Source organism: Microvirga rosea, from assembly GCF_020595095.1.
GTDB lineage: Bacteria > Pseudomonadota > Alphaproteobacteria > Rhizobiales > Beijerinckiaceae > Microvirga > Microvirga rosea.
On the sequence record NZ_JAJDOP010000007.1, the window covers coordinates 186,912 to 205,815 of the forward strand.

20 protein-coding genes are annotated in these 18,904 nt (G+C 64.7%); 13 read left to right on the top strand and 7 right to left on the bottom strand.

Features of this window, described 5'->3' with window-relative positions:
• The first annotated feature begins 59 nt into the window (after positions 1–59).
• Both LJD17_RS17975 and LJD17_RS17980 read left to right on the top strand, forming a co-directional pair.
• Positions 60–707, top strand: coding sequence for a DUF1007 family protein (locus tag LJD17_RS17975; RefSeq protein WP_227385578.1), 648 nt, complete (start codon positions 60–62; stop codon positions 705–707).
• On the top strand, positions 698–1,726 hold the full coding sequence (locus LJD17_RS17980) for a nickel/cobalt transporter (protein ID WP_227385579.1): 1,029 nt from the start codon (positions 698–700) through the stop codon (positions 1,724–1,726). The genes LJD17_RS17975 and LJD17_RS17980 overlap by 10 nt, the downstream gene beginning before the upstream one ends.
• On the opposite strand, the gene LJD17_RS17985 is transcribed toward LJD17_RS17980, so the two are convergent.
• A complete protein-coding gene (locus LJD17_RS17985; RefSeq protein WP_227385580.1) occupies positions 1,723–3,321 on the bottom strand; it encodes a gamma-glutamyltransferase family protein in 1,599 nt (532 codons plus the stop codon). The two genes, LJD17_RS17980 and LJD17_RS17985, sit on opposite strands and share 4 nt — an antisense overlap.
• A 119-nt stretch (positions 3,322–3,440) precedes the next feature.
• Between LJD17_RS17985 and LJD17_RS17990 the strand changes: the two genes are divergently transcribed.
• Positions 3,441–3,662: a hypothetical protein gene (locus LJD17_RS17990; protein WP_227385581.1), complete on the top strand. Its 222-nt coding sequence runs from the start codon at positions 3,441–3,443 to the stop codon at positions 3,660–3,662.
• Between the two features lie 6 nt (positions 3,663–3,668).
• On the opposite strand, the gene LJD17_RS17995 is transcribed toward LJD17_RS17990, so the two are convergent.
• From LJD17_RS17995 to LJD17_RS18005, 3 genes are all read right to left on the bottom strand, one after another.
• A complete protein-coding gene (locus LJD17_RS17995; RefSeq protein ID WP_227385582.1) occupies positions 3,669–4,034 on the bottom strand; it encodes a DUF1850 domain-containing protein in 366 nt (121 codons plus the stop codon).
• Positions 4,031–6,136 (bottom strand): TRAP transporter permease, encoded by a 2,106-nt coding sequence (locus tag LJD17_RS18000; protein WP_227385626.1) that lies wholly within the window; start codon positions 6,134–6,136, stop codon positions 4,031–4,033. Before LJD17_RS18000 ends, LJD17_RS17995 begins: the two co-directional genes overlap by 4 nt.
• Before the next feature lie 180 nt (positions 6,137–6,316).
• Entirely contained in the window at positions 6,317–7,270 is a 954-nt protein-coding gene (locus LJD17_RS18005) for a TAXI family TRAP transporter solute-binding subunit (protein WP_227385583.1), read from the bottom strand.
• Between the two features lie 154 nt (positions 7,271–7,424).
• Between LJD17_RS18005 and LJD17_RS18010 the strand changes: the two genes are divergently transcribed.
• From LJD17_RS18010 to LJD17_RS18050, 9 genes are all read left to right on the top strand, one after another.
• A complete protein-coding gene (locus LJD17_RS18010; RefSeq protein WP_227385584.1) occupies positions 7,425–9,002 on the top strand; it encodes a glucan biosynthesis protein in 1,578 nt (525 codons plus the stop codon).
• 92 nt (positions 9,003–9,094) lie between these two features.
• Entirely contained in the window at positions 9,095–9,259 is a 165-nt protein-coding gene (locus tag LJD17_RS18015; RefSeq protein WP_227385585.1) for a hypothetical protein, read from the top strand.
• An 8-nt stretch (positions 9,260–9,267) separates the two neighbouring features.
• Complete coding sequence (gene aztA, locus LJD17_RS18020; protein WP_227385586.1) at positions 9,268–10,014, top strand: zinc ABC transporter ATP-binding protein AztA; 747 nt, start codon at positions 9,268–9,270, stop codon at positions 10,012–10,014.
• A gap of 39 nt (positions 10,015–10,053) precedes the next feature.
• Positions 10,054–10,920 carry a zinc ABC transporter permease AztB gene (gene aztB / locus LJD17_RS18025; protein ID WP_227385587.1) on the top strand — a complete coding sequence of 289 codons (867 nt, stop codon included), beginning with the start codon at positions 10,054–10,056 and terminating at the stop codon, positions 10,918–10,920.
• A 36-nt stretch (positions 10,921–10,956) separates the two neighbouring features.
• Positions 10,957–11,895 (top strand): metal ABC transporter substrate-binding protein, encoded by a 939-nt coding sequence (locus tag LJD17_RS18030; RefSeq protein WP_227385588.1) that lies wholly within the window; start codon positions 10,957–10,959, stop codon positions 11,893–11,895.
• 122 nt (positions 11,896–12,017) lie between these two features.
• Positions 12,018–12,980 carry a CobW family GTP-binding protein gene (locus LJD17_RS18035; RefSeq protein WP_227385589.1) on the top strand — a complete coding sequence of 321 codons (963 nt, stop codon included), beginning with the start codon at positions 12,018–12,020 and terminating at the stop codon, positions 12,978–12,980.
• 139 nt (positions 12,981–13,119) lie between these two features.
• A complete protein-coding gene (locus tag LJD17_RS18040; RefSeq protein WP_227385590.1) occupies positions 13,120–14,127 on the top strand; it encodes a WD40 repeat domain-containing protein in 1,008 nt (335 codons plus the stop codon).
• A 4-nt stretch (positions 14,128–14,131) separates the two neighbouring features.
• Complete coding sequence (locus tag LJD17_RS18045) at positions 14,132–14,410, top strand: hypothetical protein (protein ID WP_227385591.1); 279 nt, start codon at positions 14,132–14,134, stop codon at positions 14,408–14,410.
• 11 nt (positions 14,411–14,421) lie between these two features.
• A complete protein-coding gene (locus LJD17_RS18050; protein WP_227385592.1) occupies positions 14,422–14,937 on the top strand; it encodes a DUF2937 family protein in 516 nt (171 codons plus the stop codon).
• Between the two features lie 2 nt (positions 14,938–14,939).
• Here LJD17_RS18050 and LJD17_RS18055 read toward each other — a convergent pair whose 3' ends face one another.
• Together LJD17_RS18055 and LJD17_RS18060 are read right to left on the bottom strand one after the other, a co-directional pair.
• The gene (locus LJD17_RS18055) at positions 14,940–15,275 is read right to left on the bottom strand and encodes a hypothetical protein (RefSeq protein ID WP_227385593.1); all 336 of its coding nucleotides are present in this window, start codon (positions 15,273–15,275) and stop codon (positions 14,940–14,942) included.
• A gap of 62 nt (positions 15,276–15,337) precedes the next feature.
• Positions 15,338–16,768, bottom strand: coding sequence for a homospermidine synthase (locus LJD17_RS18060; RefSeq protein ID WP_227385594.1), 1,431 nt, complete (start codon positions 16,766–16,768; stop codon positions 15,338–15,340).
• Between the two features lie 247 nt (positions 16,769–17,015).
• On the opposite strand from LJD17_RS18060, the gene LJD17_RS18065 reads away from it, so the two are divergent.
• Positions 17,016–18,254: an MFS transporter gene (locus LJD17_RS18065; RefSeq protein WP_227385595.1), complete on the top strand. Its 1,239-nt coding sequence runs from the start codon at positions 17,016–17,018 to the stop codon at positions 18,252–18,254.
• On the opposite strand, the gene LJD17_RS18070 is transcribed toward LJD17_RS18065, so the two are convergent.
• Positions 18,251–18,835, bottom strand: a complete 585-nt coding sequence (locus LJD17_RS18070) for a GNAT family N-acetyltransferase (protein WP_227385596.1) — start codon at positions 18,833–18,835, stop codon at positions 18,251–18,253. The genes LJD17_RS18065 and LJD17_RS18070 overlap by 4 nt on opposite strands.
• Positions 18,836–18,904 lie beyond the last annotated feature (69 nt).

Genomic DNA, 18,904 nt, shown 5'->3' on the forward strand with positions numbered 1-18,904 from the left:
CAGAACTCTGGATGACCACCCTGTCCTCTCCCTACGGGAATCCTTCTACGGTGAGCTGCATGATTCGTCGCCCTGTCCTCGTTTCGCTCGCCATGGCCGCGCTCGCGGCATTTGCGTCTCCGGCTCTCGCCCACCCTCATGTGTGGGTCACCGCGAAGGCGGAGCTTGTCTATGACGGCGAGGGACGGATGACCGGCGTCCGACACGCCTGGACCTTCGACAAGGCTTATTCGGCCTTCGTGACCCAGGGTCTCGACAAGAATGGCGACGGCAAGCTGACGCCGGACGAGCTTCAGGACCTTGCCAGGGAAAACACCGAGTCCCTCTCGGAATTCGACTATTTCACCGTGCTCAAGGGCAACGGCCTGAAACAGGATTTCGGCGCGCCGCGCGACTACCGCATGGAATATGCGGACGAGGCGGTGACCATGTCCTATTTTCTTCCCCTGAAGGCCCCGGCGCCAGCCAAGACCGTTTCGCTCGAGGTCTACGACCCGACCTATTTCGTGTCGTTCAGCTTGGCCGAAGGCGATGCGGTGACCCTCGCGGGCGCGCCGCAGGGCTGCGCGACCAACATTTCACGGCCCAAGGAAACCCCTCCGCCGACCCAGGCCCAGCCCATGTCGGAGGCATTTTTCGAGACTCTGACGGCTGCCTCTACCTTCGCCGTGCAATTCGCCAACAAGGCCATCGTCGCATGTCCCTGACAGCCGAGCCGCTCGGTCTCCCGGATGCCGCCGGACGCCCCGTGGGGCAGCGCATCGTTCTGGCCGTCGGCGCCGTTGCGTCGGTGGGGATCGTCGTGACGCTTCTTCTCTGGTGGCTGGCCCCGGGTGCGGCGCCACCGGCCCGCAATCCCTTCGGGATGGGGCTCCGGGAGGCCGCTCCGACGGGCGATCTCGGCGCCTATATTCTGGCCGTCCAGAGCAATTTCTACAGGCACCTGCAACAGGCGGTCACCGCCCTTAAAAGTGATGGCGCCGCGCTCTCGACCCTCGTGCTGATCGGCTTCGCCTACGGGGTCTTCCACGCGGCCGGCCCCGGGCACGGCAAAGGCGTCATCGCCGCCTACCTGGTCGCCGACGAGCGGGCGCTCGCCAAAGGGCTGGGCCTCAGTCTCGCGGCCGCGCTCGTGCAGGCGCTGGTGGCCATCCTGATCGTCGGCATCGCGGCCCTCCTGTTTCGCGCAACCGCCGCGACGATGACGCAGGTGACGACCGGCATCGAATGGATGAGCTTCGCGGCGGTTGCCCTCATCGGCTCGATCATCACTTGGCGGAAGGCCGGAAAGGTTCTGGGCGTCGCGGCACTCGCCCGCGACCCGGCGGCCGCTCCGCAGGACGCGGATTGCGATCATGTGCACATGCCCGAGCCGGAAGAGCTGCGCCGCCTGAACCACTGGCGCGACATGGCCGCCGTCGCGCTCGCCGCAGGCATCCGGCCCTGCGCCGGCGCCCTGGTGGTCCTGGTCTTCGCCCTTTCACAAGGCGTGCTCGCCGCAGGGATTGCCGCAACCTTCGCCATGGCCCTCGGCACGGCCCTGACAACCGGAGCCATCGCGGCACTGGCGGTTTTCGCCAAGACGGCCGCCTTGAGACTGGCGGGAGGCCGGGGAGCGGCGGGCGCACTCGCCGTTGCCGTGATCGAACTCCTGGCGGCCGCCTTCGTGGTGGTTTTGGGCGGCAGCCTGCTGTTCGGCCTGTGGACCTCCGGTCTCGCAAGCTAGAGGCCGAGAACCGCTCCCTCGGATCGGACATCCGACGTCGCGGCGACCCGCCCGTCCCTGACATGTCTGACCAGCATCCCGGCCGCGCCGATGCCGTCTCCGGCATCCCGCCCGATTTCCTCCATCCGATGACCGCGCCGGGCGAGGTCGCGAGCCAAAGCTGGATCGAAGTCCGCCTCCACGCGCAGGCAGGCGGGCTCCTGACCGTGTTCCGGCTCCAGCAGCCAGCGCGGGGCTTCCACGGCCTCGGCCGGCGCCATGCCGATCTCGGCATAACGGGCGAAGATCTGGGCCACGGCCTGAGGTTCGTCGGACCCGCCGGCCCCGAGAATCTGAACACGTCCGTCGGCGAAGGCAGCCAATGCGGGCGAAAGGGCATGGAACGGCTTTCGTCCGGGCTCGAGCGGATTCCAACCGCTCGGATCGAGGGAGAAGCCGCCGCCGCGGGCATGCCAGAGAACGCCGGTTCCCGGGAGGACACATCCCGAGCCGAAGTCGGGGCCCAGCGACTGGACATAGGAGACCGCCAGCCCGTTCTTGTCGATGCAGCCCATCCAGGCGGAATTCCCTTGTGGCGGGACGACCGACCGGAAGGGCGCAGCGCGCTGGCCATCGATGGCCGCGCTCTCGCGCTCCAGCTGCGTCGGTTCGAGAAACAGGCCCGGATCGCGGGGCGTTTCGCGGGGATCGGTCACGATCCTGTCTCGGACCGCATAGGCGCGCTTCACGGCTTCGACCATCGCATGGTGGCGCTCCGCATTCTCACCCCGGCGGAGATCGATCCGGTCCATGATCCCGGCCACCATGAGAGAGGCGATTCCCTGGCTCGGCAAGGGAGGGGCAAAGACGGTGGCGGAGCGCAGCGCGACGGACAGGGGCGCGAGGGCTCTGGCCCGATACTCCTCCAGGTCTTTGCGCCGGACCGGACTGCCGAGGCGCTCCAGATCCGCCGCGATCTCCCGCCCCACGTCGCCGCGATAGAAGTCGCCGAGCCCTGCATGGGCCAGCTGCCCGAGGGTGTCGGCCAGCATCGGGAAACGGCGCAGCGCACCGGCTTCCGGGACCTTGCCGTCGCTGGAGAGAAAGGTTGCCGCAAAGCCGGGAGAAGCCCGCAGGTCCTTGTCTTGGAGAGCCTTGCGGGCGGCGTCGCGCCCGCTCACCGCAAGACCGTCGCGCGCCAAACGGATCGCATCGGCAAGGATCATGTCGAGGGGAAGATGGCCGCCGAGGGCCCTGGCAAGCTCGAGGGCCAGCGCCCAGCCGGCCACGGCTCCGGCCACCGTCACGGTCGCGTCCGGTCCCCGGACCGGCAGCGCATCGTAACCGTTGCGGCGGTATTGCCGAAGACCGGCCTCCTTGCCGGAAGGTCCGGAAGCATCGAGAGCATGAACGCGCCCGCGCGGCTCTCGCACGAGCCAGAAGCCATCGCCCCCAAGACCTGAAACGTGAGGGCAAGCGATCGACGCGCTGGCCGCCATGGCAATGGTTGCCTCCACGGCGTTGCCGCCCGCGGCGAGGATCATCAGGCCGGCTTCGGCTGCCGAGGAATGGGGCGCGGCGACGGCGGCGGTGGCAAAAACAGGAGTTTCCGGCATGGATGCGATGAAAAGACCGGGTGATTCCGGCGGGCGAAACTTGCACGGCAGGGGTCACTTAGGGTAGTGCCTCCGGCATCGAAATGAAGGGAGACGCGAGAGTGGCTCAGGCGAAACGCATGAACACGCGCAATCTCGTGACGATCCTGAGCATCATGATCCTGGTAGGGACCGAGGTGCTCGGCGTTGCGATTGCTGGCGGCTGGGCCATTGCCGGCCTCTTTGAGCTCGGCAACATGGTCGGCTATGCCCTCATGGGGATCTTCAGCCTGTTCGCTCTCTATATTCTCAGCATCCTCTGGCGGCGCTGCATCGCCGTCGAGCCGATCACCGGCGCCTGAGGCTCTTTAACCGTCGCAGGGCTTCATCACGACGGGATCGGCCTCGGGCGGCACGAACTCGCCCATGGGCCTGCACCGGCCCTCGATGCAGATGCCCCAGTCGGCCGTCGCCCCCGAACGCCTCAACGCGACCTCCTGAAGGGGCGGCACATTCGGCCGCCATTTCCAAACTCCGTGATCGGATGTCGCCTCCGGAGGTGGCTCCATGCCGGCGCCGGACCCGCGCACCCGTGCCTCCACCAGTTCGAGTCCGGCGGGACCCGAGCGCCACTCCTCCTCCCAGAGGATTTTTTCCACGGAATGCGTCCAGGCGAGAGTCATGGCGCTGACGAGCAGCGGCACGACTTTCGAACCTGCGAGCAGGCAGATCATGATCGAGCCTGAACGGGGGAGTTCACGTCCTTGCGGGCACGCGAGAGATTCAACCCGACGACGACCGCTGCGGCGAGCAGCCCGAGAGTATCGCTCCAGGGGAAATTGCCGATCAGGAGTCCTGCGGCAACACCTGCCAGGATTCGCTCCGCCAGCGGCGTGCGGCTGAACAGGAAGCCGATGGCTGCAACGCCCGACATGCCGACGACCACGAGTGCCTTGAACAGCACAATGGCGACTTCGACCCAATAGCCGTATTGCGCCGCGATGGCGCCTCCGTCCTGGAGCATCAGGGACGGCTCATAAACGGTCATGAACGGGATGAGGAAGCCGGCCAGAGCCACGCGGCTCGCCTGCCAGCCGATCGCATCCGGGGAGGCTTTCGCGATCGGCGCGGCTGCCAGAGCCGCGAGCGCCACGGGCGGCGTCAGGTCGGCGATGATGCCGTAATAGAACACGAACATGTGGCTGACGATCAGCGGCACGCCCAGCTTCAGCAGCGCCGGCGCCGCAAGGGCCGCGGTGATGATGTAGGTCGGGATCGTCGGCAGACCGGTGCCCAGAAGCAGGCTCGTGAACATGACGAGCACGAGGCACAGGAAGATCGATTCCTGCCCGAACGACACAATGTAGTTGCCGAATGTCGTCGCCGCTCCGGTCAGGGTCATGGTCCCGATCACCGTACCCACGATGGCGCAGGCGAGCCCGACGGCCAAAGCCTGGCGCGCGCCGTCCGCAAGAGCGTCCCGGCACTCGACCAGAGTCTGCCGCCAGTCACGGCGCAGGGTAGCAATGACGACGAGGACGGCGATCAGCGTGAAAAGTCCCGCGGCGAACAAGGCCGGCGCCAGCAGCGGGATGCTCAACACCCTGAAGATGGTGCCGACCCAGTCCGGCAGGGACGGGAGAATGGCGGCACCGATCACGTAGATGACGATGGCAACGAGGCCCAGCCAGAAAAAGGTTCTCAGGGCTCGGCTCGGAATGGCGGCCGCGATGGCGTTTCCGAGGATGAGAACTGCCGTCAGAGCCAGACCGACGGAACCGGAGAACAGAGGCGTGAACCCGGCAAAGAGGAGAACAATCAGGACGATCAGGGGCAAGGCGAGGTGCCATTGCCGGCGGAGCGCCAGGACGGGGCTCGGCAATTCGTGGCGCGCCATGCCGACGAGGCCTTCCTTGCCGGCTTCGAGATGAACCATCCAGAAGGCGGAGCCGAAATAAAGAATCGCCGGAATGATCGCCGCCTTGACGATGTCGGCATAGGGCACGCCGATATTCTCGGCCATGATGAACGCGACCGCGCCCATGACTGGGGGCATGATCTGCCCGCCCATGGAGGCGGTCGCCTCGACGCCGCCCGCGAAGGAGGGCTTGTAGCCGAAGCGCTTCATGAGCGGGATCGTGAACTGTCCCGTGGTCACCACGTTGGCGACGCCCGATCCGGAGATCGTCCCCATGAGGGCGGAGGAGAAAACCGCCACTTTCGCGGGACCGCCTTTGGAACTTCCGAACAGGCCCATGGCCACATCGTTGAAAAGCTGGATCATCCCTGCCCGCTCCAGGAAGGAGCCGAACAGGATGAACAGGAAGATGTAGGTGGCGGACACCGCAGTGGGCGTGCCGTAGATGCCTTCCGTCCCGAAGGCCATGTGCTCCACGACCTGGTCGATGGAATAACCGCGATGATTGAGGGGAGCGGGCAGGTAATTGCCGAAGAGCGCATAGGCCAGAAAGGCCAGGCAGATGAGCGGCAGGGCCGGTCCCATCATGCGCCAGGCGACGATGAACAGGATCACCAGGCCGACGATGCCCACGGCCAGATCCATCGGCAGCAGCTCGCCCGCCCGGTTCACGAGATCGTTGTAGAAGACCCAGTGGTAGAGGCCGATGAGGAATCCTGCGATCCCCATGCCCCAGCCGAGCGCCAGACCGGCAGCGTTCGTCGACCGGTGGTTGGCGATGAGAGCCGAGGAGACGAGCACCAGAAAGCCGACATGGACCGTCCGCAGAACCTGGCTCGGCAGGATGGCGTAGACGGCCGTGGCGATCTGGAAGACCGAAAACGCGATCGCGATCCCGAACAGGATGCGCCCCTTCATCCCTCCGCCCCAACCGGTCGGCAAACCGTGTTCGATATCGACATCCGGAACGTTCGGAATCTGAGCGGCGATTTCTTCAGTCGCGGGATAGGCGGAAGTACTCATCGGGAATCTCTGGTCAAACAGAGGGGCGCGCCTGAACAGGCGCGCCCGGCCACAGGAGAAAATCGGATCCGAAGGCTATTTCGAGATGCCCTTTTCCTTGAAATAGCGCTCGGCGCCCGGATGCATGGGAACGGGCATGCCGCTCATGGCGCTTTCGAGCTTGATGTCCTTCGCGGCGCTATGGGCCGCCGTCAGGTCCCCCAGGTTCTCGAACACGGTCTTCGTCATCTGATAGACGAGGTCGTCGGAGAGATCGGAACGGGTCACGAGATAGTTCACGACCGCTGCAGACTGCACCGCCGCATCCTGGCCCGTATAGGTCCCGGCCGGGATCGTCGCCTTGACGTAAGGCGCGCCCACCTTGTCCACGACCGAAGCCGGAATCTCCACCACGGCAATCGGGATCGACGTGGCGAGATCCTTGAGGGACGCGACGCCCAGGCCCGCCGATTGCAGGGTCGCGTCGAGCTGCCGGTTCTTCATGAGCTCGACCGACTCGTTGAACGGCAGGTATTCCACCTTTCCGAGATCATTGTAGCTGAGGCCCGCGCCCTGCAGGATCGCACGGGCGTTCAGCTCCGTGCCGGATTTCGGCGCGCCGACGGAGAGACGTTTGCCCTTCAGGTCAGCCAGAGTCTTGATCCCGGAATCCTTCGAGGCGACGATCTGGATGAAGTTGGGATAGATGGCCGTCACGCCGCGAAGCTTCGTGAGCTTCGATTTGAATCCGGCCTCCTCGTTTCCTTCCCATGCGAAAGCCAGGCTGTCTCCGAGGGTGAAGGCGATTTCGCCCCGACCCTGCTGCAGCAGGTTGAGGTTCTCCACTGAGGCCTTCGTCGCCTGGACGGAGGGACGCACGTTGGGGATCTTGTCCGAATAGATTTTCGACAGGGCCGCTCCGAGCGGATAGTAAACCCCGGAGGTTCCGCCCGTCAGCACGGTGAGGAATTCCTGGGCCTGCGCGGGCAGTCCCGTCCCGGCAAAAACAAGGGCGGCTGCGCCCAGAAGGCGCGCGATACGGCGGTTCATGCTTCTCTCCCGACAACGGCACGGTTACGCTCGTGCCTGTGTGTGGGCCTAGTTTGGCGGCTGACGCGGATTTCTCAAGAGGATAAGAGTGACTTAATCCTGCCACCTTGGTCGGTAGGGGTTCGTCTCTCCACAGTCGAAGCACATCCCTTACATGTTCAATCGTCGTCAGTTTCTGGAATACGCTGCCGCTACGGCAGGTCTCGCCGCCTCGGGCTTCTCGGCTCCGGCCATGGCCCAGCAGGGCTTGAAGTTCGGCGCATCCGCCGCGTTCTCCTTCGATGCCCTCAAGGCACGGGCGAAGGACCTGGCGCAGCGGCCCTATGCGGCTCCGCCCCAGGCCCCGGCGGATGTTCTCTACCAGATCGATTACGACGCCCACGGCAAGATCAAGTTCAAGACGGATCTCGCCCTCTGGGCCAATGGGCCGAGCGAGTTCCCGGTCACGTTCTTCCATCTGGGACGCTATTTCCAGAAGCCCGTGCGCATGCATGTGGTCGAGAACGGCCAGTCCCGCGAGATCATCTACGACGACGCCTATTTCGACATGCCGGCCGATTCCCCGGCCCATAAGCTGCCGGTCAATTCAGGGTTCGCGGGCTTTCGCTTCCAGGAATCGCGCAACGGCCCGCTCGACTGGCGTAAGAACGACTGGGTCGCCTTCCTGGGTGCGTCCTATTTCCGGGCCATCGGCGAACTTTATCAGTACGGCCTATCCGCTCGCGGTCTTGCGGTCGACGTTGCGGTTTTCGGCAAGAACGAGGAATTCCCCGACTTCACGCATGTCTATTTCGACACGCCGCAGCCGGGATCCGACACGGTCACCGTCTATGCGCTTCTCGACGGTCCCAGCGTGTCGGGCGCCTACCGGTTCGTCATGCGGCGGACCAAGGCCGTGATCATGGACCTCGATTGTGCGGTGTTCCTGCGCCAGGACGTGAGCCGCCTCGGCATCGCTCCGCTGACCTCCATGTACTGGTATTCCGAGAAAGCGAAGCCGAGCGCCATCGACTGGCGGCCGGAGATCCACGATTCCGACGGCTTGGCCATGTGGACCGGCACGGGCGAGCGCATCTGGCGCCCGCTCAACAACCCGCCGCGAATCGTCACTTCCGCCTTCGTGGAGGAGAACCCGAAAGGGTTCGGGCTGCTCCAGCGCGACCGGAACTTCGATCACTACCTCGACGGCGTTTATTACGACCGGCGTCCTTCCCTCTGGATCGAACCCCTGGGATCCTGGGGGAAGGGATCGATTCAGCTCGTCGAAATTCCGACTGATGACGAGATCCACGACAACATCGTCGTCATGTGGGTGCCGGCGGAACCGGCGCGGGCCGGCCAATCGTTCGATCTGCGTTACCGGATGTTCTGGACCGCGGACGAGCCCTATCCGACCCCCCTGGCCCGGGTGGTCGCCACCCGTTTCGGCAACGGAGGCCAGGCAGGGACCGCACGTCCCAAGGGCGTGCGCAAGTTCATGGTGGAATTCAAGGGCGAGCCCCTGGCCCGGCTGCCCAACGGCGTCATCCCGCGACCCGTCCTGTCCGCCTCGCGCGGCGAATTCTCGAACATTTTGACGGAAGCCGTTCCCAACGACGTGCCCGGCCACTGGCGAACCCAGTTCGACCTGAGCGTCACCGGGACGGAGCCGGTGGAGATGCGCTGCTACCTTCGCCAAGGGGACGAGATTTTGAGCGAGACCTGGCTCTATCAGTATCACCCTTCATTCTAAGGTTGCGCCCCGCCCCAGGCACAATCAAAAAATGCGTATAAAATACTATACGGCCTCTGGAAAGTGGGCGTTTCTCCCTATACTAAGGGGTCATGAGCCACCACGATCACGCACACGGACACCATCGCCACGCTTCTCACGCCGTGGCAGCGGCTCCGACCTTCTCGCTCCTGCGGCTTTCCGCACTTCAGCGGGTCGCCGGAGCCGGGATTGCGCTTGCGGGACTGTGGCTCCTGGTTCTTCTGGTTGTGGGATAAAAGCCGCGATGTCGACGGCCTCTGTTCGCTTTGATGGCGTTACCCTCGGTTATGGCCGGCGCCCTGCCGTTCATCACCTGGACGGCACGATCCCGGCCGGCAGCCTGATGGCGATCGTCGGCCCGAACGGAGCCGGCAAGTCCACTCTGCTGAAAGGGATCGTCGGAACGCTTTCTCCCCTGGAAGGCCAGATCAGCCGCGAGACCGAGAGGCTCGAGCCCATCGCTTATCTGCCCCAGGCCGCGGAGATCGACCGGTCCTTTCCCCTGTCGGTCTATGATCTCGTGGCCATGGGGCTCTGGTCCCGCTCGGGCCTCTTCGGCGGCATCGGCCGCAAGGACCGGGGCCGGATCGAGGAAGCCCTCGCGGCCGTCGGCCTGATCGGCTTCGAACGGCGGCCGATTTCCACTCTCTCGGGCGGCCAGATGCAGCGGGCCCTGTTCGCGCGCCTCCTGCTTCAGGACGCGTCGCTGATCCTGCTCGATGAGCCTTTCACGGCCATCGACGCCAAGACCACCGCCGATCTTCTCGACCTCATCCGCCGCTGGCACGCAGAAGAGCGCACCGTTGTCGCCGTCCTTCACGACCTTGACATGGTGCGGCGGGTTTTCCCCGAAACCCTCCTGATCGCCCGCGAGCCGGTTGCGTGGGGGCAGACCGGTGAAGTCCTCAGCCCCGAGAACCTGCTCGCGGCCCGCCGGATGGTCGAGGCCTACGATCCCCATGCGACGGCGTGCCAACGCAGCGCGGCCTGATGCCAGCCTACTCTTGAAGGACTGCCCAAGGACTTGCTCATGGCCGATCTTCTCATCAGCCCCTTTGCCGATTTCGAGTTCATGCGGCGCGCGCTCGTGGGCATCGTCGCCATCGCCCTGGGCGGCGGTCCCGTCGGCGTGTTCCTGATGCTGCGCCGGATGAGCCTGACGGGGGACGCCATGGCTCATGCGATCCTGCCGGGCGCCGCGGTCGGCTACCTGATCGCCGGCCTGTCCCTGCCGGCCATGACCATCGGCGGATTGATCGCCGGCGTCATCGTGGCCGTGGCGGCCGGCCTCGTGTCGCGTCTGACGTCCCTGAAGGAGGATGCCTCCCTCGCGGCCTTCTATCTGCTGTCTCTGGCCCTGGGCGTCACCATCGTGTCCTTGCGCGGTTCCAACGTGGACCTGCTGCACGTTCTCTTCGGGACCGTGCTCGCCCTCGACGATCAGACGCTCCTGCTGCTCGCAACGATCTCGACCATCACGGTCGTGGCCCTTGCGCTCCTCTACCGGCCGCTCGTGCTGGAATGCGTCGACCCGACATTTCTGCGTTCGGTCAGCCGGTCCGGAACACCGACGCACCTCGTTTTTCTCGGCCTCGTGGTTCTCAACCTGGTGGGCGGCTTCCACGCCCTCGGAACGCTGCTGGCGGTCGGCATGATGATGCTTCCGGCTGCCGCATCGCGTTTCTGGACCAACGACATCACCGTCATGATGATCGTCTCGATCGCCATCGGGATTGCGTCCGGAATCGGCGGGCTGCTGCTGTCGTTCCACGCCGAACTCCCGGCGGGCCCCGCGATCATTCTCACGGCGGGCGGCATTTATGGATTGTCCCTCCTGGTCGGCCGAGAGGGAGGCCTGCTCTGGCTCGCGTGGCCCGGCAAGCACCTGGAAGCCTGAAGCCACCTGGAAGCCTGAAACGAAAAGGATCTTGCGATGCTGATGAGACGACAGCTGCTGACATCTCTTCTGGGAGCGTTTGCCCTGGCCGCGGCGCCGTTTGCCGCCACGGCACAGGACGCCCGGAAGCTCGATGTGGTGGCGACCTTTTCGATCCTGGGCGATCTGGTGAAACAGGTCGGCGGGGACCGCGTCACCGTCACGACGCTCGTCGGACCCAATGGCGATGCGCACGTCTACGCGCCGACACCGGCCGATGGCCGAAGGCTCGCCGACGCAAAGATCGTGTTCGTGAACGGCCTCAAGTTCGAGGGTTGGATCGACCGTCTCATCGCGTCCTCCGGCACAAAGGCCGCAACGGTCGAAGCCGCCAAGGGCGTCAAGCCTCTGACGGGGGAGGAGGCCCACGATCACGGCGCCGACCATGATCATGGCCACGACCACGGCGGGCTCGATCCCCATGCCTGGCAGAACATCGCCCATGCCAAGATCTACGTGGCCAACATCCGTGACGCTCTGATCGCCGCCGATCCGGCCGGCCGGACCGCCTATGAGACGCAGGCCGCCGCCTATCTGGACAAGCTCGAGGCGTTGGACGCAGAGGTCAAGGAGAAGATGTCGCAGATCCCGAAGGACCGGCGCAGGCTCATCACCTCCCACGATGCCTTCCGGTACTTCCAGGAAGCCTATGGAATCACCTTCGTGTCCCCCCAGGGGGTCTCGACGGACGCGGAAGCCTCCGCGCGGGATGTGGCCAAGATCATCCAGCAGATCAAGCGCGAGCGGATCAAGGCCGTCTTCGTGGAGAACGTGTCCGACCCGCGCCTCATGGAGCGGATCGCCAAGGAAACCGGAGCCCGGATCGGCGACCGGGTATTTTCCGACGCTCTCTCGGAGCCTGACGGGCCCGCCGGCACTTACATTGACATGATGCGACACAATATAAGGGCCTTCAGCGCGGCCCTGTCGAGCTGAACCCGTTCTCCCGGCGATCCGGGCAGGCGGCAGCGCGACTTCGCCTCGATCGTTCAAATTTCCCTGGCCCTCGAGGGCCGACCCGCCCCTTTCGGGACGGGTTCAAATCTGCGGACTGTCCGATGACCGACAAGATTCCCGTCACCGTCCTCACAGGCTATCTCGGCGCCGGAAAAACGACGCTCCTCAACCGCATCCTGACCGAGCAGCACGGCAAGCGATATGCCGTGATCGTCAACGAATTCGGCGAGATCGGCATCGACAACGAGCTCGTGGTCGGCGCCGACGAGGAAGTGTTCGAGATGAACAACGGATGCATCTGCTGCACCGTGCGCGGCGATCTCATCCGCATCCTCGACGGGCTGATGAAGCGCAAGGGCAAGTTCGACGCCATCATCGTCGAGACCACCGGCCTCGCGGATCCGGCTCCGGTGGCGCAAACCTTCTTCATGGATCAGGACGTCTCCGACACGGCACGCCTCGATGCGGTGGTGACGGTCGCCGACGCCAAGTGGCTGTCCGACCGGCTCAAGGATGCCCCCGAGGCGAAGAACCAGATCGCCTTCGCGGATGTCATCATCCTCAACAAGACTGACCTCGTGACGCCCGAGGAGCTCGACGCCGTCGAGGCGCGCATTCGCTCCATCAATCCCTACGCAAGGCTTCATCGCACCCAGAACTGCGCCATTCCGATCAGCGAGGTCCTGGACCGCAAGGCGTTCGATCTGGACCGGATCATCGAGCTGGAGCCGGATTTCCTGGAAGAAGGCCATCACCATCATCACGACGAGGACATGCAGTCCATTTCCGTTCGCGTGGATGGCGAGGTCGATCCCGAAAAGTTCATGCCGTGGATTTCCAACCTTACCCAGGTGGAGGGTCCGAACATTCTCCGCTGCAAGGGCATCGTGGCTTTCCCGAACGAGCCGAAGCGCTTCGTTTTCCAGGGTGTCCACATGATCCTCGACGGAGATGTGCAGGGCGATTGGAAACCGGGCGAGAAGCGCGACTCCAAGGTGGTGTTCATCGGACGCGACCTGAACGAGAAAGCCATCACGGAAGGGTTCCTGGCCTGCGCCGTGTAACGGCACCCGTGCGCTGCGGCCCGCGGCATCGGATCCCGTCGGAAAGGCCCGTGGCCCGCTGCGAGGAGCCGATTTTCCGCGCGCCCCTGCCCCAACGCCACCAACCTGTGATAACGCTCCCGTGAAAGGGATCGCCTCGATGACTGCTGGAACTGCCTCGTCTTCTCTGACTGAAAGCATCGCTCCCCTGAACGCGGGAGCCCATGTGACCGCCATCGGGTGGATGAAAAGCACCGTGGCTTTCGGCCTCGCAGACGGAGGCGTGCTTCTGGCCAAGGACGGGGAAACGCACCGGGTCGAGGCCCATCCCGACGCGGGCGTACTGATCGGCCTGAGCGACGGGGAGCGGTTCCTGACCGGCGGCGATGATGGCCGGGTGGCCGTGACCGGAGCCGACGGCTCGATCAAGACCCTTGCCGAGACGAAGGGGGCCTGGATCGACTCCCTTGCGGTGAGCGGGAGCGGCGCCTTCGCCTACGGAGCCGGCAAGCGGGTGATCGCCCGGGACGACAAGGGCCGTGAAAAGGTCCTCGAAGTTCCCACGACGGCCCGGGGCCTTGCCTTCGCGCCCAAGGGCTACCGCCTGGCGATCGCTCACTACAACGGCGTCACCCTCTGGTTCCCCAATGTGGAAGCCAAGCCCGAGGGGCTGGAATGGAAAGGCTCCCATCTGGACGTGACCTGGTCGTCCGACGCCCGTTTCGTGGTCACGTCCATGCAGGAGAACGCGCTTCACGGCTGGCGACTCGTTCCCGACAAGGGGCACATGCGCATGACGGGCTATCCGTCGAAGACGCGCTCCCTGTCCTGGTCCCATGATGGAAAGTGGCTCGCCACCTCCGGCGCGGAAGCCGCCATCGTATGGCCGTTCGAATCCAAGGAAGGCCCCATGGGCAAGGCGCCCCGGGAATGCGGCGTCCGTCCGGCCAAGGTCAGCCGCGTCGCCTTCCATCCCAACGCCTATGTGCTGGCGGTCGGCTATGAGGACGGCTGCATTCTTCTGATCCGCCTGGGTGACGCCTCCGAGCTCCTGGTTCGCCCGGCCGTGAAGGAAAGCGGCATCACCGCCATGGCCTGGGACAAGGCCGGCCGTCACCTCGCCTTCGGCTGCGAGGATGGGCAGGCCGGGATCCTGACCCTTCCTTAAGGCCATGGCTCGCCTCGGTGCTTTCCTGAGAGGAGCCTTCGGGATCCCGAAACCGGACCGGGAGGGGATCGAGCGCGTGAAGAACCTGACCCGCGCCGCAAGACCGTTTCCGCCTGAGACGGCCTTTGCGGTCAACGAGATCGCCTGCACGGACCCGGCCTGTCCCGGGATCGAGACCGTGATCCTGGTCATGGAGCCCGGCGTGAAGACCCGAGCCTACAAGATCTCCAAGCCCCTGGATCAGGTGACGGAACAAGATATCGCCGTTGCGCTTGGATTCTGAGGGAGATGCTCTTGTTTCGGATCACACGCATCGTGGCCTTCGGCTTTGGCCTTCTGGGCGGGGTTCTGACATCCCAGCTCCCGGAGTTCTCCCAGCAATATCGGCAGCGCCTGGGAGGGTCCATCGACGAATTGACCAGGGTGCTCCAGCGCTTCGATTCGGATGCTCGGAACAACAGCGAGACGCGGGAGAGCGCGATCCTTCGCCTGCGCGGCAACGCGGACAATCTGATCAGCCGCCAGGGCGTCGCCATGCAGGCGAATGCGGAGCGGCTTTCACGGCTCGAGGCCCATCGCCGGGCCATGATGGAGGCGGGACCCTTCATGCGTGTCGCCTTGATGATCCGTAACGGGGATACGGACGTGATGGAGGCCGCCTATCAGGACTTCGAGCCGGCGGTACCGGTGACGGAAGAAGGCATCCTGGCGGCCGCCCTCGGCTTCATCGCCGCATGGGGGTGCCTGCTGGTCCTGGCAAACTTCGTGCGTAGCCTGCGGCGCCCACGGACCCGCGTTGCCCGGGCCTGAGATCAGGCGTTTTCCGGCTTTCCCGACAGAACTACGTAGAAACCGAGCCCGTCCTGGGCCGGCAAGGTCTGCAGACGGGTGATCCAGCCCCGCTTCTTGGCTTCGAGAAGCGCTTTGCCGACCGGCTGGAACAGGGTCTCCCCTCCCCCTTCCGGAGGCGGCGACAGACGCACGGCCACCGACTTGCTTTGCGCGAACCGGCTGCGCTCCAGCATGTCCTGGATCGAGGAAACCGCCTGTTCGCGGGACGCACCCCGCAGATCGATCACCGCTTCCGCATCCACGACGCCGAGAGAACCGCGGAGCTTGTCGGCGTAGAAAGGCTCGAAATGAGGCATAGCGGCGTCTCCATGGCCGTTCCCGGCCCGCCGTTGCAGGCCGGGAACGGCATTTTATCGCGTCATCGTACCAAGATGTTCCGGAACTGCCACGGATCCGATGTGTCGATGTCCTCAGGGAAGAAGCCGGGGCGGTCCGCGAGTGGCGTCCAATCCGTGTAGACGCCCACTACAGGGCCGAGATAGGGCCTCTGAACCTCGAGGCAGCGGCGGAAATCGATCTCGTCCGCCTCGACGATCCCCGCTTCGGGATTCTCGAGCGCCCAGACCATTCCGGCAAGGACTGCCGACGTCACCTGAAGCCCTGTCGCGTTCTGGTAGGGCGCGAGCTTCCGGGTTTCCTCGATGGAAAGCTGCGAGCCGTACCAATAGGCGTTCTTGGCATGGCCATAGAGCAGGACACCGAGTTCGTCGATGCCGTCGACGATTTCGTTTTCCGTGAGGATGTGATGCTTGTCCTGAACGCGAGCCGCCTGCCCGAACATCTCGTGCAGGGACAGCACCGCCTCGTTGCAGGGATGGTAGGCGTAGTGGCATGTCGGCCGGTAAACGGCCTTCCCGTCCTCACGCACCGTGAAGAAATCGGCGATCGAGATCGCCTCGTTATGGGTGACCAGGAAGCCGTACTGGGGGCCCGGCGTCGGACACCAGGTGCGGACGCGGGTGTTGGCGCCCGGCTGAAGAAGGTAGATGGCGGCCTGGCTGCCGGTCTCGTGGGTACGGCCGTTTTCCGGCATCCACTTTTCATGCGTTCCCCAGCCGAGTTCCGCCGGCTGTACGCCCTCGGAGACAAAGCCTTCCACCGACCAGGTATTGACGAAAACCCCCATGGGCTTTTCGGAGGTTGCGCGCTGCGTATCCCGCTCGGCGATGTGAATTCCCTTCACGCCGACCTGCTGCATCAGCCGGGCCCATTCCTCGCGCGAGGTCGGTTCCTTGACGCTCATGCCGAGATCGCCGGCGATGTTGAGAAGGGCCTGCTTCACGAACCAGGACACCATGCCGGGATTGGCTCCGCAACAGGACACGGCGGTCGGCCCGCCGGGCTTCTGGCGCCGCGCATCGAGGATGTTCTCGCGCAGGGCATAATTCGTCCGGGCCTCCGGGCCGGCGCTCTTGTCGAAATAAAAACCGGCCCACGGCTCAGCGACCGTGTCGACATAAAGAGCGCCGAGCTCGCGGCAGAGCTCCATCACGGCCCGTGAGGAAATATCCACCGAGACGTTGACGCAGAAGCCCTGGCCGTCGCCGTTCGTCAGAAGCGGCGAAAGGAGCTCGCGGTAATTGTCGCGGGTCACGGCGGCCTTGACGAACTTGATGCCCCGCTCGTCCAGCAGGTGACGGTCGGCATCGTTCGGATCGATGACCACGAAGCGGCTCTTGTCGAAGTCGAAATGGCGTTCGATCAGGGGCAGCATGCCTTTGCCGATCGAGCCGAAGCCGATCATCACGATCGGGCCGGTGATACGGCCATGGACGGGCCAAGTGGTCATCGATAGTTCTCCTTGCGAAAGCGCATGATGGAAGGAAGTTTGTCTCCGGGTAAAACGGCTCCGGCCGCATCTAGGATTGAGGGGCCCTTGGGGTCAATGGCTGCGCTCCCTCGTGCGCGGCCAAGGGCAAGTTCCCTGCGGACAGCGAAGGACTGATGACCGAAGCAATCCGAGCGGGCGCAATTTCTCTCGACATCATGAAACATGGATGCATGATCGACGGCCTCACGCGGTCCGACCTGAATCGATGACATTCCACGAACTTCTCAAGCAGCACTGGCGCGCCATCGGCCTCGGCTTTGCCCTCACCTTCCTGTCCTCGTTCGGGCAGACCTTCTTCATTTCCCTGTCGGGTCCCGACATTCGTGAAGCTTTCGGCCTCACCCATGGCGGCTTCAGCCTGATCTACTCGGCCGCGACCCTGGTGTCGGGCATCCTGATGATCTGGATCGGCAGCGTGATCGACCGCGTCAGCATCCGGTTTTACGCGACGGTCGCCTTGCTGGGTTTGACGACGGCTGCGATCAGCCTCTCCTTCGCGTCGAACCTTGTCATGCTGGGCTTGAGTCTTTTCTTCCTGCGCCTGTGCGGACAGGGCATGCTGGGCCATGCGGGCGTGATGAGCACGGCCCGCTTGCCTGCCGGCATTCGCGGCAGGGCCGTGGGTGTTGCGACCCTGGGCTTTTCCGGCGGCGAAGCCGTGCTCCCCGGCATTGCGGTTGCCCTCATCGCCGTCCTCGGCTGGACCGGCACCTGGAGAACCGCCGCTCTTGTGGCCATCACATGCCTGGGCATCGGCTGGCTGCTCGGCTTCGCTCTCAAGCCGCGCCCAGCGAACATGTCCGAAGCCACGGATGGCGATCAGATCCGCGAGCCAGGGCCACGCTGGATCGACACGTTGCGGGATTGGCGCTTTGTCGCCCTCATCCCGACGATGGTGGGCTATCCGGCCATCATGACGGCTTATCTCTTCCATCAGCGCTTCATCGCGGAAGCGAAAGGATGGCCCGTGGAATTGCTGGCGACCGGAATCACGCTGTTCGCCCTGGTATCCGTCGCCGTTACCATGACGGCGGGAGCCCTGGTGGATCGCTTCGGCGCTGTGCGGCTCAGCCATTTCTATCTGTTGGGGATGATCCTCGCGTCCTTCACGCTGGTCACGCTCGACGGACCTTTCGTCCCACTTCTCTTCTTTGGCCTGATCGGCCTGACCACCGGATGCACCAACGTGGTGATCGCTGCAGTTTTGGCTGAGATCTACGGTACGAAGCATCTGGGAAAAATCCGTGCGCTGGCGGGAGCCATCATGGTGATCGCGTCAGCGATCGGGCCGGTCATCGCCGGCCCCCTGTTCGACATTGGTGTGGGAATCGACGTCGTGGCGCTGGGCTTTGCCGCCTACATGATTGCGGCGGCGGCCATTACCTTCACCCTGCCCAATCCGAGGGCCGAGCCGTTGCGGCCCTCGGAGGGTTCGGCGCGTTAGGCCGCCGGGCGCATGCCGCCCCGGGCGCCTTGCCAAGTCCCTTGCGCTGCCGCTGCCACGAGAGCGCTGAGGTCGGGCTTCTCCTCGAACGCGCCGGTTGCCGAGACAAGACCGCGCGCGCCCTCGAGGGAGCCGGCCTCAAGCTCGAGCGCCAGGAAACGGTTGCGCTCGTACGGACCCGGCAGCCAGAGCGAGCCGGTCTTGTCTGTCGAAAAACCGAAACGCTCATAGTACGGAGCATCTCCGACCAGAAGCACGGCCTTGTGTCCCCGGGCCGCCGTCTGCTTGAGGGCTTCACGCATGAGCTTTCCACCCATGCCGAGCCCCTGCAGGGCAGGATCGATGGCGATCGGGCCGAGCATCAGGGCCGGTCGGTTCGGGCCGGCCGAGACGTGCCAGAGGCGCACGGTGCCGACGATCCGGCCATTCTGCTCGATGACAAGAGCCAAACCTTCCGCCGGCAACCTGCCCTCGCGAAGACGCTCGCAGGTCTTCTGAAAACGGGCGGGACCGAAGCAGGCATCGAGCAGCGCCTCACGCGCCTCGACATCGCGGTGAACTTCCTCGCGGATGGTGATCATGGCCGTAGCCTCCCAAGGTTGGGGTGAGCGACAGCCCTCGCACCTGCATGCCAGGGCATGCAGGCCGTC